The 13,815-nt window shown below is 48.0% G+C and carries 11 protein-coding genes and 1 tRNA gene; 4 read left to right on the top strand and 8 right to left on the bottom strand.

Annotated elements, in window-relative coordinates:
• Positions 1 to 739 precede the first annotated feature (739 nt).
• Positions 740 to 1,294, bottom strand: coding sequence for a hypothetical protein (locus E1162_RS06240; protein ID WP_155128371.1), 555 nt, complete (start codon positions 1,292 to 1,294; stop codon positions 740 to 742).
• A gap of 560 nt (positions 1,295 to 1,854) precedes the next feature.
• The gene (locus E1162_RS06235) at positions 1,855 to 2,595 is read right to left on the bottom strand and encodes an IS6 family transposase (protein ID WP_155128369.1); all 741 of its coding nucleotides are present in this window, start codon (positions 2,593 to 2,595) and stop codon (positions 1,855 to 1,857) included.
• A 158-nt stretch (positions 2,596 to 2,753) separates the two neighbouring features.
• Between E1162_RS06235 and E1162_RS06230 the strand changes: the two genes are divergently transcribed.
• Entirely contained in the window at positions 2,754 to 3,386 is a 633-nt protein-coding gene (locus E1162_RS06230; RefSeq protein WP_155128367.1) for a hypothetical protein, read from the top strand.
• A 174-nt stretch (positions 3,387 to 3,560) separates the two neighbouring features.
• On the opposite strand, the gene E1162_RS06225 is transcribed toward E1162_RS06230, so the two are convergent.
• A complete protein-coding gene (locus E1162_RS06225; RefSeq protein ID WP_371311828.1) occupies positions 3,561 to 3,935 on the bottom strand; it encodes a hypothetical protein in 375 nt (124 codons plus the stop codon).
• A gap of 219 nt (positions 3,936 to 4,154) precedes the next feature.
• Positions 4,155 to 5,150 (bottom strand): hypothetical protein, encoded by a 996-nt coding sequence (locus E1162_RS06220; RefSeq protein ID WP_155128365.1) that lies wholly within the window; start codon positions 5,148 to 5,150, stop codon positions 4,155 to 4,157.
• Between the two features lie 402 nt (positions 5,151 to 5,552).
• Here E1162_RS06220 and E1162_RS06210 point away from each other — a divergent pair, with 402 nt between their 5' ends.
• The 3 genes from E1162_RS06210 to rnhA all read left to right on the top strand — a co-directional run bounded on the left by E1162_RS06210 (position 5,553) and on the right by rnhA (position 7,360).
• Complete coding sequence (locus E1162_RS06210) at positions 5,553 to 5,840, top strand: hypothetical protein (RefSeq protein WP_155128363.1); 288 nt, start codon at positions 5,553 to 5,555, stop codon at positions 5,838 to 5,840.
• A 248-nt stretch (positions 5,841 to 6,088) separates the two neighbouring features.
• Positions 6,089 to 6,583 carry a type III toxin-antitoxin system TenpIN family toxin gene (gene tenpIN / locus E1162_RS06205; RefSeq protein WP_155128361.1) on the top strand — a complete coding sequence of 165 codons (495 nt, stop codon included), beginning with the start codon at positions 6,089 to 6,091 and terminating at the stop codon, positions 6,581 to 6,583.
• A gap of 312 nt (positions 6,584 to 6,895) precedes the next feature.
• Entirely contained in the window at positions 6,896 to 7,360 is a 465-nt protein-coding gene (gene rnhA / locus E1162_RS06200; protein WP_155128359.1) for a ribonuclease HI, read from the top strand.
• A gap of 484 nt (positions 7,361 to 7,844) precedes the next feature.
• Here the strand turns inward: rnhA and E1162_RS06195 are convergent, their stop codons facing one another.
• The 4 genes from E1162_RS06195 to E1162_RS06180 all read right to left on the bottom strand — a co-directional run bounded on the left by E1162_RS06195 (position 7,845) and on the right by E1162_RS06180 (position 13,742).
• A complete protein-coding gene (locus E1162_RS06195; protein WP_155128357.1) occupies positions 7,845 to 9,215 on the bottom strand; it encodes a site-specific integrase in 1,371 nt (456 codons plus the stop codon).
• A gap of 459 nt (positions 9,216 to 9,674) precedes the next feature.
• Positions 9,675 to 9,750, bottom strand: a tRNA-Thr gene (locus E1162_RS06190).
• Between the two features lie 132 nt (positions 9,751 to 9,882).
• The gene (locus tag E1162_RS06185; protein WP_155128355.1) at positions 9,883 to 11,742 is read right to left on the bottom strand and encodes a heme biosynthesis protein HemY; all 1,860 of its coding nucleotides are present in this window, start codon (positions 11,740 to 11,742) and stop codon (positions 9,883 to 9,885) included.
• Positions 11,739 to 13,742, bottom strand: a complete 2,004-nt coding sequence (locus tag E1162_RS06180) for a mitofilin family membrane protein (RefSeq protein WP_155128353.1) — start codon at positions 13,740 to 13,742, stop codon at positions 11,739 to 11,741. Before E1162_RS06180 ends, E1162_RS06185 begins: the two co-directional genes overlap by 4 nt.
• Between the last annotated feature and the right edge of the window lie 73 nt (positions 13,743 to 13,815).

Raw genomic sequence — 13,815 nt, 5'->3', positions numbered from 1 at the left:
TCAAAAAACGCTAACGATCGAGTTTGGGGCGACTTAATAATTTATAGTGCTATGGGGATAAACTCAGGAAGTTATGAACTCCCCCTTTTCACTCCAAGTGCTGGGAAATTTGCAGATACTTTTCAGAGTGTTGAAATACAGTTCACGAGGAGAGCGCCAACTGATTTATCAGAAAGTGAACTCCCACTCGTTGAAGGTAATGCGCAGTTATTTAAGATGAAAAATTGTCGCATAGATAGATATGTCGGTGACTTCATCATAGAAATAACTGCTATTTACTTCTGGGGTGATAGCGTAGCGGAAGAAGACAGGTGTATAATGACTGGTATGGGTGCGCATTTTTGACTGTCAAATCTAAGTGCGCCGCATGAAGATCTGGATTTTGTTGGAATTCCTAGGTCCGTATTCTACACGAACTGGTTGAAACTGCGACCGCTCGGACTGCTTTATACCTCCGAAGTTACGGAGGGGATGTCAATGGCTGACTTCCAACAAGTATTCAATTCACAAAAATGTAATTAGTTCAGATTTGAGAAATTTGGGCACTGTTGCAAACCGTGAGTATGGACGGCTTAAGGCCATAAGTGGCGCTGTGTTTCACGCCATTGCTCCATCAAACTTGTTCAGCTCCGCGTATATCCGCTGAAATTACTTTTTACGCGCAAATTTTTGCTAAGGAGCCGTTACTAGAGAGTCTCAGCTATTTCGATCAAACTCTAATTCAGCCTTTAAATCGTACCTAGCGAATTGTAACCCGATCTAAAACAATCCAAGAAATCACCGGAACTACAAAGTTGAATGTACTATTTACAAGGGGAAGTAATGGATGGAACCCATGGATAGGGCCAGTAAAGAAGAAATACTTAGGCAACATACTTAAAGAAAACGCAAACCAAATAAGCATATAAACGCTCATTGCTACGACTATTATAAACCTCTGACGTCGATCGACAAATAACAAGAAACACCTTGCGTGTAACATGGTCCCGCACCACGCAATCAAAGCTATCAAAAAAAGTGGTAAGTATACGAGAGTTACCACTGCTTCTGGATAGAGAAGCCGGCAAGCGACAGTTTCTAAATCAAACTCCCCTGAATATTCCCCGCAAAATCCTGTCGGCTTCGTAAGAAAGCCAATAAAGCTGTCTCCGCCCATAAATAAATAGCTGAATGTATTACCAAAAACTACTTGACCAACAGTGTAAGAGAAAAAGCAAAACAATACCCATATCACCACAGGGCTGTAGAATGCAGATTTATAATCTATGGATTGCACCTGTTTACTGTTTTGCATAGGACCCCTTAGCGCTAAGATTTTCTAAAAATGCTCTACAAGACAAAAACAACCTGTCTCGTGTTTCAGCTAACTCTCACGAAGTAGCAGCCTTGCTGGACTCGGCCGTCCTAACTCACAGTCGCACCAACACCCTCCCGACCGCCTACCGTGAAAGTGCCACCTAGCTGCAGGATAACCTCGAGCTATTTCCACCTCCCTCGCAGTCCAGTTCTCAACTGATTGCGTTTTGGGCACCGCTGAAAAAACCTTCATATAGAATGCAATCCCAGTAAACGGATCGCTTAGACCATTATTAATAGAACCTGCGGATCTGGAGTGCAATCTTCGAGCACGCAGTATGGGAATTACTTTATCTCTTCAGTAGTTAACTCAGAAAGCAGGCCTACTTCTTTGGTGGCAATGTTGGTACCCCAAAAACTATAAATACCGTCCCTGTAGGTCATAAACCGCAGTTCATTATCACCTATGAAAACTGCCTTGAAACTCATATTTGCTCCGTATGGCTTTGTTGCAAACCGTGAGTTTGGGCGACTTAAGGCCATAAGTGGCTCTGTGGTTCACGCCATTGCTCCATCAAGACGGCTTTTGACCAAAGCCATTGCCTCTGACAAGGCGCAAGAGCCAACACCGAACGCCCGCTCAACAATGCGCGCCTCACCTGTAATGTCTTTGGATAGGTTGAAGATGTTGGATTGGCCCTTGCGCAACGCCCGCATGACTTCGAACCCCTTGATTGTTGCATAAGCGGTCTTCATGGTTTTGAAGCCCCGTACCGGCCTGATCAACTGCTTCAACTTGCCATGATCGGCTTCAACGACATTGTTGAGGTACTTGACGCGGTGATGCTGAGTGGTCTCGGGACACTTGCCTCCAGCTTTGAGTTGACGAATGGCTATGCCATAGGTCGGTGCTTTGTCAGTGTTGATGACGTGAGGCTTTTCCCAGTCTTTCAGGCCTCCCAAGGCTTTGCGTGTTGGAGACAGATAGAAATCAATCGTGTTCCCGAATTTATCGACGGCCCGGTACAGATAGGCCCACTTGCCACGAACCTTGACATAGGTCTCGTCGACCCTCCAGCTGTTTGAGACTGGACGGCGCCAGTGCCGGCGCAATCGGCGCTCCATTTCCGGAGCATAAGACTGAACCCACCGGTAGATTGTGGCGTGATCAACGCGAACACCGCGCTCAGCCATCATTTGTTCGAGGTCCCTATAGCTGATCCCATGCCGGCGATACCAACGCACTGCCCACAACACAACTTCACCAGTGAAATGGCGACCTTTGAAAGCGTTGTTCATAGATACAGCCTGTCTCGAAAAACCTGATCCTCCCATTCCAGAGCAAAGTTTGCAACAGGCCCCTTCTAAACGCCTAAAAATCTGAAATAGTATTATTAGATTCGTTTTTTGATAAATATAATTTACTATTTACATCTATATTTCCTGAAAGGATATAAATGAGGTTTATTCTGGTAGTTATATTTGCGTTTACTAATGGAATAGCAATCGGTCAAGAGCGTTCAATTAGGAATGTAGATGGTTATTTTGACAGAGTTTACGTATGCGCTGGATATAATGCCTTCTTGTCTTTAAAACCTATTGAATCATACGAGGATTGTAACGACATAGCTAAGTTCCTAATTCGCAATCGCGATCTAGATGCCTTTCATTTCACTAGTGGGATGGTCGAGCATTTCGGGGACTCCACCAATTTAGGGCGAGTGGCAGCTGCTGTAAGAGCTACACATCACAGCTCTCCAGAAGAAATATACACCCGCTCTGCCCGTGCCATCAGAGATATGATGAATACAATGTCGGAGATCGGTGATGTTGAACGAGCCTTCATTTATACTCATTTATTACAAGAGTTGCAAAGACAGGCAGTAAACGATTCATGTAAAATGCCGCTTGGCTGCATGAAGGTGCGCAAATCATTTGGAATTTCTGACATATTGGGTGGGGGACTTGCTTGGGCTGATGATTTTGAAGCAAAGAAATTACTATCTTGTATTTTGAGGAATGACGCTTTTATTACCGAAATACGGAAGGTGCTCGTAAGTGAAAACGTTAGCGTTTGCTTAAGAAAATAGAGTTTGTCTTTTGAAAGCCGTATTTTACGGCTGCCTTGAAGGACACTTGCCTTCAGCTATGTTGGCTAATAGCTATGCCGTGGATAGAGGTTTTGTTAGTGTTGGGGTGTTTATGTCTTTTCCCAAGAGCGAACCAAGGCGTTTATACGCCTCAGTTTCCCAAGTAATTTAACCTCAGAATTCATCGGAGTGTTCAGGTGACTTTGTGCCGCCAATTGCGAGCTGGTTGATAATGCTATTGCACGCTGCAGGCTGCCCAACCATGAATACCGTTGTCATGAATGCTCCGTTCACGTTTTTCTTTGCCTTTTCATAGTCTTCTTTTGTGGCACCAAGCCTCTTGGCCTCTGCAGCGTTTTTGGATGCGTCGCTGAGCATTTTTTGGGCGGATGCGTAACCACCATAGGCAGGACACTGCTCTGCTGCGATACGCGCACCTGCGGCACGATTTAATCTAACTTCCATTGGAGACTTGGGGGCCGCTGCACAGCCCGCAACAGCTCCCCCCAGCAAGCTCAACATCAAGCTTCTCAGTACAAACTTTTTCACGTTAAACCCCACTATGTGATGTAGCTATGATACTGAGAAAATGGGTAGCATGATTAGGTAATTTAAATCTAGAATTGTAATTTTAGTTATATACAACCAGTTACACATTCCCATAGTGGCACTATTGAAACTAGAAAACTAAACGCGCCTGCCCCTATTTTTATATGCTCATCTGGGTGTAAGCGCACAGTGTGAAGAAGATTGTTTCTCTATTAGTGCTTAGTGATTTGGCGCTGAGCAGCTTCGTTGTATCCACGTTGCCATTGATGCATCACATAGTTGCTGACTTGTAGGTATAAACATGTCCTCTGGCGGTGCAGAATACATGTACGACAATGCCTTTTGCGCATTTACGCCCATGCTCTTCGCATAGATCGCAACCAATTTATACAAATCATGATCTAGTGGTATGGACTTGCCACGTCCGGTGTAGATTTGATGCATGCCCAATTGCTGAGGTGGGTCCCATATTGTTCGCCTTGTTCCGCCCCAAAAAACTAGAGGACACGCAGAAAAGCAATCTCCCCAGAGGACAGTTTCTAGACCTCTAGACCGAATTTCAATACCTGCATTTATTGCTTCAATCACATTCCCCCCTGAACTTCCAAGAGCAACCGTAGTCACGTTAGGGTTGGCATCGAGAGCTGCTAGCAAGCTGTCGTGATAGCCTTCGGTCACAGGTCCCAGTATGTGCAGAACTTCTTCCTTGCTGTAACCAATTTGAATGATGTCAAAAAATGCATCTGGCTCCAAATCGTCGACTAGGAATGCGTAGGAAATACCCATTTGTCCTACACATTCCGAATTCCATAGTCTCACCTTACGTGTCTTGTGGAGGTCTTTTAGGCTATCAATGGCATGAAGCCAGTTGGTTAGGCTTTGGGCGGCGACTAAATAATCATATGTCGTTTCTGCCTCTGGTTCATCAGAGGTTTCCAAATGAACAATCGCAGCTTTTTTGCCTACCATCCGCCCTAAAATTGAACAGCGGTGTTCTCTCATTCGATAGGTGCCAAAAATTGACCCAAGAGAGGCTGGGTCTTTCTTGCGAAGTTCATTGGCACGCTCATAATATGAAGCTTCTCTGTCTTGTACAGCTTTGATGGCCGCTTCCCAAGAAATCGCCTTAGCCTCTTTCGTACCTAGATGAATACCGAAAAAAAGCATGAATAGAATCAACAGCAATAAAACGAATAAGCGTCGCATCTTTAACATCGTTGTTTTCCGATAATGCAATCAGTGAACTAGTCTTCTTTAATTGAAGACATGAGCTTTCTCTGTGTGTCTATTATAGATTTAATTTTCGGATATTTATTCACACAACTCTCATTTTAAGCGCACTTTACAATTATCAATTCGCTGCATTCTAAATAGCTATGGAACGCTTGCAGGTAATGCATGGCGATTAGCGCAACTATTACGCTCTCACTTTGTCCATATGTATGCATTAGTGGATGCACTTCAGACTTTCAAAGAAGATTTAGAGACACAGTTTCCTGCCTCTGAATTCCCTGAAACACCACCACACGGCTCACTTGATCTTGAAGCTGTGCTGGATAGTCCTTTCTTTTTCTCCTAAAGCATCCATTTGTGGATGTATAATCTATGAGTTATAAAATGAACAACCTAACACTCACTTCCACCACCACTCAAACTATGTCCTCTTTGGACTTCCTGAACTTCATTATCAATCCAGCCCGTGAGATGGCTGGCGAGAGCTTCGTGGAAAACAGAAAATTTATTGCACGGATTGAGGATGAACTTGATGATCTTGGGGTGGCGGAAAACTTTTCCGTGACCACTGCTCAAGGAGCATTGAGGTACATCAAAGGGTACAATCTCAAAGAAGAAAACGAACGCCGCATCCCTGTTCAAAGGCAAGTCAATGCTCATCTACGAGGCTGAGTAACCCGTGATGTACTCCCAGCTATCCGTACCCGATTTCAATTAAACACTATTGACATCAATGAGCATATGTAGTTTAAATCAATGCATAGCTTGTGGCGGTAGGAACTTCCCCACGTTAAAAACCTAAATTCCTTGTTTGTTGTGGCGGTAGGAACATCCCCACGTTAAAAACTCAAATTCCTTGTGTTAGCTATCTTTAAAACCCTGACGGCTGTCGGGGTTTTTTTGTTTTTGTGTTGTCACCGATGAAACTTATTAAATTAGACCCGTCATTTTATATCGATAACCCCACAGTTTTAGAAGCGTTAGACTTTAATAAAATTACTGGGACTTGGGACGCTAGTAAAGTAAGGGGGCACGGAATCGTAACAGTGGCTATCAACGGCCTTACCTTTGCAATCCCTGCCCGATCGCACATCAAACATGCTGCTTCTTTTATCTTGGAAGTAAACCGAAACGATAGAGCGGTCAAAGGCATGGGGCTCGATTTTTCAAAAGCCCTACTCATTAAAGACCCTAATCACGTTACATCAGCCCCTTTTGTACTCAAAAGCAAACAGGCTGGTAGAAAGTTAGTTGGCAAGGAAAAACACGTTACCGACAAATTTGAAAAGTACGTCAAAAAGTATGTAGAATCGATCAAAAAGAACGACAACAACGTGCTCGGAAACCCAGAATACCGGTTTACGACCCTAATAAATTATCACGCCGAACTTGGAATTTCTGAACAAGATCATTAATCCCGCTGAAAAGGCTGAGTCAGATTTAGCCTGCTGCCTGAATATACTCTCTCTGACATATGCCTTAGAAGCCTTAGGAGAGTCACACAGTGCGATACGCATGTTTTACGAGCTACATATCACCAAGAATAGAGCGACTCTCAGTGACTCTTATGCTCATTCCAGTGACTGACTAATTACCGCCCACCTATGAATATCAATTTCACATCATTCCCTAGCGTCAATTATTAGTGCTGCGCCTCACGCCCAGCGCAGGTTGAACTTAAGGTGCCTGTTTGGCCTGATGTGATGTGAGGCATAGGAAGGCTTAATATGTCTGAACGTCCAGAAATTATCATCTACACTGATGGCTCATGCTCTCCTAATCCGGGCAGAGGTGGATGGGCAGCTATTCTTTTCAATGAAACACACAAGCGTGAGGTCTGTGGTGGTGAACTCCACACGACCAATAACCGCATGGAACTAATTGCTGTGGTTGAGGCACTAAAACGCATCAAGCAGCCCTCTAAAATAGTCCTTCATTCAGACAGCAAATATGTCATTGAAGGTGTTTCTTCATGGCTCGAAGGCTGGAAAGCCAAGGGCTTCAAGAAAGTGAAGAACCCTGAGCTATGGATGCAGCTAGACGAACTGATTCAACCTCATTCAATTAATTGGGTTTGGGTGAAAGGTCATGAGGGTGTTTCCATGAATGAACGAGCAGACGCATTAGCCAATGAAGGAAGACTGAGGCAGAAGGTAACAAGCACGCTCCTTCTCCTCACTAAAGCAGATTGACGTTCGAATGGTGTCTCATGGCAGAGCCTGACAGTATGTTGGGCTTTACTGACTGCTCATTTATGTGGTGCGCATTTCAAATACCACCCACATATGGAGAAGGGGAGAAAATATAGAGAGGGGGACCATAAAGGAGACTCTTGAAGATGCTACGACAGGAGTGAAGAATGATGTTTCTTCTATTCCTACCAACCCAATAAAACCCATATAAGAAGACCCCTAAAGATGCATCATATAGATGTTCCTAAAGGGGTAGGTCTATCAATGATAGATAAGGTGGATTGATAGAGTGAATGAAGATGTAGGGTGAGATAGTGATGAGTAGCTAAATGTTCAGATGCCTATTCCAGTCTTTAAATGAATAGGTCTGAATGTAATCGTGGAAAGCTCCATTTTATGTCCTTAAAGGTAATCCTTAAAGCTGCTGACTACCTCTCACCCCACTAATCACCATCCACTCTTTCAATGCATCTTGTTGGTCTTGCTAGTTAATTGTGTCTTCCCGCTCTATTGGGCATAGAGCTAACGTCATGGCTTGAGCTGCTGGCTTTAGCTTGCTCTCAGCGTGAAGGTAAACACGATCACCAACCCCTTCAGCAGCATGACCTAATATGCTGTCTTGGATATTCTTAGGTACGCCTACTTCATGTAGCTTGTTCTTGACCCTGTGTCTCAAGCTATGAGTTGTCGCTTTTTCATCCTCAATGACCTTTCGAAGATGCTTCATAATGGTCTTGGATAGGTTGTGCGTTCCCTGAGCTGTTGAGTATGGATTGAACAAATAATCATGCCCATGCTGCTGAGCTTGGTTTAGAGCCTCACCAGCTGCACCTAATGCTTCACCCACTAAAGGGACCAAGCGAACAGAAGAAGCGTTCTTGAGTCTTCTGCGCTCATTAGGTGCGATGTTTAAATGCGGTGGTAAGCCTTCCACATCAAGCTTTACATCGCTCGCCTTCAAAACAGCAATCTCAGCTAACCTACATCCACTGTCTTTGAGCATGCGCCAAACAAAAAGGGCGCTTGGTTGTTTCAATTTGGTGGCAAGATAATCGCTTACTATCTTTGTTTCAGCATCTGTAAGAGAGCGCCTTTCTTTAAGCTCTGCTTCAGAATGTGTAGCCGCGCTCTTTTGTGAATGGCGAGGCATTGATAGCTCTCTGAAGGCGTTGGCCATATCTGTTAGATCGAACTCTTTGATTGCGTAGTTTATCACTGCTTTCAGCGTATTGAACTCACGCTCTACCGTCGCTGGCTTTTTTACCTTCAAGAGATTATCTCTCACCTGCCTTGCTTGCTCACGGGTTATCGTGGTCAGGACAGGATTACTCCCTGTGACAGCCTCAACCTCTCGCACAATGCGCTCTATTCGCTGCTTATCCTTTTCAAGCTTGAAACTCTCACCACTGAGCTTTTCCTTTGTGTAAAGCCTCACAGCATCCGTGAGGGTGATAGGAGCAGGCTCTTTACTCGCAAACATCCTTTGCAGCAGCACAGCTGTGTATTCGTCATCAATGATAGTGTTACCCGTTTCATCGTCAATTGGGTAGTTCCTTGTCAGTGTGTCAGCAATCGCGTCTCTAGGGTCAAAGTCTCCCTCATCCATTGGCATAAACGGACCAACACCCCATTCCTTCAACTGAGTATCTGCCTTGCTTGCCAGTTGGAGCGGTGTCACACGGTCTGAGTAGGTAGCTAGGTTTTCTCTCTGATGCTGTTTTGCTTTTCTCTTGAGCTTAAGGCGAGCATCAGAGAGAAGCCTTTCAGCTTCCTCAAGCGGTGCAGGAAGGGCTATATTGTACGGTGTGAGCCTCTTGAATGAGACAAACAGCAGCTTCCATAAGTTGTGCTTCATTGTCCCACAATCCGTATTCCCATCCACTCGAAATGTTTTGGGTGCGACTTGCGAGATCGGAAATCAGAATAGAAGAAAAGCACCATTTCCCCATGACCCACCCCTTTACCTCAGAGAGTGTGAAATCAGGCGTGAATGGTAAAGAGTGGGGGTCTAGTATCAAGCTGGCTCTGTATCCACCTTCTTCTAGCAGTAGCTTCCCTTGCCCAAACACTGAGAGCCATAGCGCACGCTCACTAGCGTAGCGGTTAAACAATGACGTCTTGGAATGTTTGCAGGAGATAGAGCCAAGGATAGGCTTAATAGGTGCGATAGAAACGTGTGCACAAGAGGTCATTACTATGCTCTTTTATGATCGCTCACACTTCATTTGTGTGGTGCGATATGTGGTCAAATATGTGATTGATTGACCGCAAAGCCTTGTAATGCTTGATAAATTATTGAGTTAATTGAGAGAAGTGGTGCCGCTGATAGGACTCGAACCTACGACCCCATCATTACGAATGACGTGCTCTACCATCTGAGCTACAGCGGCACTTTGTGCGGAAGTTTTCCGCAAAAGAGTGGATGCTTGATACAAAAGCTGAGGCCAAAGTTCAAGACCTCAATTGCGCTGCCCACACCCCTGTTTACCTAGGATGTGGGCGGCATTCTTACAGCTTAAAGCCTAACGGAAAAAGCGGTATCCATCGTCCTTGGAGTCTTTACCTTCTGGCTCAGGACCCGGGTCATCAGGAAGGTGGCTCATCGGGAATTTGACAAGGTTATCTTCCTTGCCCGCTTCCGCGTCCTCTTCCTTCTCTGCTTTCGCCTCTTCCGGCTTCACTTCGGACGTTTGCTCGTCCTTGGCTTCAGCCTCGCTTAGCTTTGCCTCATCCTCAGCAGCAGGCTTATCCGCTGCCTCAGCAGTTGGTTCCTTAGTTTCCTCAGGAGCCTTCTCAGCAGCGCTCTCAGCGACCTCAGCCACGGCTTCAACAGGCGCAACAGGCGCAACAGGCTTTTCAGTGGCAGCTCCTTTCGCTTCCACCTTTGCCTCTTCCTGCTTCACTTCAGGCTGCTCCACAACAGGCTGCTTGACCTCTGTTTCTTCCACCTTTTCGGCAGGCGTCAGATCCAGCACATCTTCAGCAACTTTGGCCTCAGGCTTTTCAGCGACCGGCGCAGCAGGTGCGGCAGGTGCGGCGAGTACAGGCGGCTCGAACAGGCTATCGTCGATAGCTTCGATCTGCTCACCCTTAACCTCTTCACCTTCCGGAACACGCCATTCATAAGCGTCCAAACGGCCAGTCTTAGGCGATACCGGAGCCCAATGGGCGGAGACAACACCGTCTGCGTACCAAACCTTGTCATGCGGAGCGCGAACAGCGCGAGACAGCCACTCACGTACGCGGCCCTCATCACCGTGCTCGGCTTCTTCAAGGTCTGCCATCATCAAGAATGCGCGCTGGCTCGGCTCAGAGCGAAGAACCGACTTCAGCTTGTCACGTGCAAGATCAAACTCTTTGGAGTTCATAGCCGCTTCTGCAAGCGCCAGAGCCCCTTCTGTGGAGTGCGAACGCAAGGAAGCCAGATGCTTAACGCGGTTCAGACGATCAAGCGCGGAGTCACCCGGGCGAACGTGGCTGTATGCCTCTGGAATATCCGGATGCTGACTAAGTTTCCAAGTCGCTTCGAGCATCTTGGAGGCCTTACGATAGTCACCACGACGAGAGAACAGGCGCGCTGCAACAAGAGCTGCAGGCACGAGGTCTGGAGCCAGACCATGCGCTTCCTTCGCCATTGGGCGAGCCTGATCAGGGCTCTGGTTTTCAAGCTCAAGAGCACGGGCAGTCAACAGAACGGCTTTGTGACGGCGGTAGGTCTTCTTGTCGATCATCTTGGCGCTGTAGTTGCGCTCCAAAGATTTGATCGCAGCGTCCCAATCACCAGACACCGCTTGATAACCCAATACCGCACGGCCAGCCCATTTGAGACCCGGCACCATTTCGGAAGCCTGCTCTGCAAAATGACGGGCAGCTTCTGGTTCCTGCTCACGCTCTGCTTCAATAAACAGACCATGCAAACCAACAGCGCGAGAGCGGTTGTCTTCCAACATCGCCTCAAAGCGCTTGCGGCTTTCTTCAGAGTTGCCGCTCATCTGCGCACTTTGAGCCAGCAAAAGCTTGGCTGCAGGTTCATTGCCTTTCAGCAGCTTGTCGGCTTCCATGCCAAACTTGCGAGCGCGATTGGAGTCGCCAGCGCCCAGAGCAAGAAGGCCGCGAGACAGAGCGTCAAAGCCGCGATCTTTACGGCGTCGCTTGAAGTAGCGCGAAGTCATGCCCGGCGAATGCACGATAAAGCGGAAGATACCCCAAACGACAATGCAGACGACCACCACCGCAAGCAACGCGATGAGAGAGATCATCAGGCTTGCCTGAATGCGGTAGCCCTCCCAGTCAAGGGTCACAATACCCGGACGCTCAGCAACCCATGCACCGCCCAAGGCGAGCACGAAGATGATGGCGAGGTAAAATAGTACGCGGATCATTGCGGCGACCCTTTCCCGTTTTCAGATGCGCCAGCAGCCGGTGCCAGCGATTTAAGAACTTCCTGAGTAATCTGCTGGCTCATCTGGTCCGCGCTCAAGCGTGCAGCAACTTTTCCGGCCCAGTCTTTACCAGCTTCCTTCATTGCTTCAGGCATCTGTGCGTATGCCTGCATAGCGCCGTCCAGATTACCGGCATACACGCGCGCTTCCATGCGACCAAGTGCGCCTGCGGTATCTGTGCTGTCGCTATCACCCGGTGTGCGAATGGAAATTAGAGACTTTGCACTTGCGAGAAGGCGCTCAACAACATCGCTGTCCCGTGTTCCCTCTTGCAGAGCACTCATCTTGCGAGCCACGTCACCAAACTGCGCGATCAGCTGGGTTTTCGTTGGAATACCGGTGGAAGCAAAGGCTTGCAGCTGCTGCAGTTCGCTGCTGTTTGCCGGCATGACGGCTTCAACAGCACTCAGCTCTGTCTGGTATGGCTGGCCGCTATCAATAGCAGAACGCAGGGACGAAACGGCAATCGCGCGGGCAGCACGTTCTTGTGCACTAGCATCACCCATCGCAGCTTCCAGTTTGGCGAGCTTCTGCTGGGTTTCAGCATTTACTTTACCAAACTCTGCCACCAGCTTTGCAAGCTCGGTGTTGGACTGGTTCTGGGTTGCTTCCTGCGCTGCCAGTTTCTGGGATGCAGCATCAATCTTAGCCTGCAACCCGCCTAGGCTGGTGCGGAGGCTGGAAACGTCCTCTGGCAAGGTGGTGTATTCGTCAAACTTTGCCTGCAAACCAGAAAGGCTCTGCTGAACGGATTTGAGAGCGTCTTCACTCGCGCCCTGACCACGGGATGCCAGTTCACCAACCTTTGCCTGCAGGCCTTCAAGGCTCTGCTGCAAGCTGGTTAGTGCAGGAGCTTCACCTGCGCCGCCGGATGCAACAGCTTCACGCAGAGCAGCAAGGCTGGAAGACAAGCTATCAATCTGTTCCTGCGCCGCTTGGCTTACGTTTTCGCCCGCAGCGCTCAGCTGTTTCTTGGCTTCTGCCTCAAACTCGGCAACGCGCTGGGTCAGATCGTTGATCTTGGACTGGTCGAACTGGAAATCGCCAACAGAGCTGGAAAGGTCGCCAAACTTCTGCTCAATCGCAGCAAAGCGATCTTCAGAGGAAGAAAGGAACTTATCAAAGGCGGATTGCTCTTCTTGTGCCTTAGGCGCTTCCAAAGAAAGAACACCGTACTTGAGCATGCCGTATGCACCGCCAAGTGCGATAGCGCCGCCCAGAAGACCGGCGACGAGCAAACCACCAACGCCAACACCACCTTTTACAGGCTGGCTTGGAGCAGATCCGTTGGAACCGGACGGCTTGTCGTTGGATGGGGAGGCTGTCGTAGCCTTGGCAGCGGCTTCACCAGCGCCTTTTACAGCTTCCGGTTTTTTGCTGTCAGTTACAGCAGCTTTAGGCGCGTCTGGCTTGGCCGCATCAGCCTTTGCAGCTTCACCCTTAGCCGCATCACCCGTTGCTGCTTCGGTTGCAGGCTTCTTCTCGTCAGCTTTCGCCGCTTCAGCAGGCTTTGCTGCAGCAGCTGCCGCGCTCGCCTTTACATCAGCCGGCTTTGCCGTCTCTGGTTTGCTGTCTTTGCCAGCAGCCTCAGGAGCAGAAGCTTTCTTGTCATCTTTCGCACCAGCTGGCTGAGCGGAAGCAGCAGCGCCGGATTGCGCCTTATCTGCAGGCTTTACCTCTGGCTTCGCCGCAGGGTTTGCTTTTTCAGCTTCTGCAGGCTTCTTCGCAGCGTCCGCAGGCTTGGCACCAGCGTTTGGCACGGTACCGGATTTTGCTTGATTAGCAGATGGCGAAGCGGCTTCTTTCTTCGTCACGTCTTTTGCTGTCAGGTCAAGCACCACCTCGTTCTTCTGAGTGGTGCGACCAGTTTGTCTGGCCTTTCCGCCAGTCGTAGCATCCGACCCTCCGGTTGATCCAGGATTTTTCCTGTCAGTTGCCATTGCAGTTTCCTCGCCATATTAAAAATGTTGACTGCTTTCCCCCGCCGGATGGGTCGGCGCCGAGGAAATTGGA

This window comes from Pseudovibrio flavus (assembly GCF_009711345.1).
In the GTDB taxonomy this organism is placed as follows: Bacteria; Pseudomonadota; Alphaproteobacteria; order Rhizobiales; family Stappiaceae; genus Pseudovibrio; species Pseudovibrio flavus.
Note: the sequence above shows the minus strand (reverse complement) of the source record. Positions and strands in the feature narration are given on the sequence as shown.

Excerpts from the sequence above, each read along its gene's own strand:
- E1162_RS06240 (WP_155128371.1), bottom strand. The coding sequence starts at position 1,294 with ATGCAAAACAGTAAACAGGTGCAATCCATAGATTATAAATCTGCATTC.
- E1162_RS06235 (WP_155128369.1), bottom strand. The coding sequence starts at position 2,595 with ATGAACAACGCTTTCAAAGGTCGCCATTTCACTGGTGAAGTTGTGTTG.
- E1162_RS06230 (WP_155128367.1), top strand. The coding sequence starts at position 2,754 with ATGAGGTTTATTCTGGTAGTTATATTTGCGTTTACTAATGGAATAGCA.
- E1162_RS06220 (WP_155128365.1), bottom strand. The coding sequence starts at position 5,150 with ATGTTAAAGATGCGACGCTTATTCGTTTTATTGCTGTTGATTCTATTC.
- E1162_RS06210 (WP_155128363.1), top strand. The coding sequence starts at position 5,553 with ATGAACAACCTAACACTCACTTCCACCACCACTCAAACTATGTCCTCT.
- tenpIN (WP_155128361.1), top strand. The coding sequence starts at position 6,089 with ATGAAACTTATTAAATTAGACCCGTCATTTTATATCGATAACCCCACA.
- rnhA (WP_155128359.1), top strand. The coding sequence starts at position 6,896 with ATGTCTGAACGTCCAGAAATTATCATCTACACTGATGGCTCATGCTCT.
- E1162_RS06195 (WP_155128357.1), bottom strand. The coding sequence starts at position 9,215 with ATGAAGCACAACTTATGGAAGCTGCTGTTTGTCTCATTCAAGAGGCTC.
- E1162_RS06185 (WP_155128355.1), bottom strand. The coding sequence starts at position 11,742 with ATGATCCGCGTACTATTTTACCTCGCCATCATCTTCGTGCTCGCCTTG.
- E1162_RS06180 (WP_155128353.1), bottom strand. The coding sequence starts at position 13,742 with ATGGCAACTGACAGGAAAAATCCTGGATCAACCGGAGGGTCGGATGCT.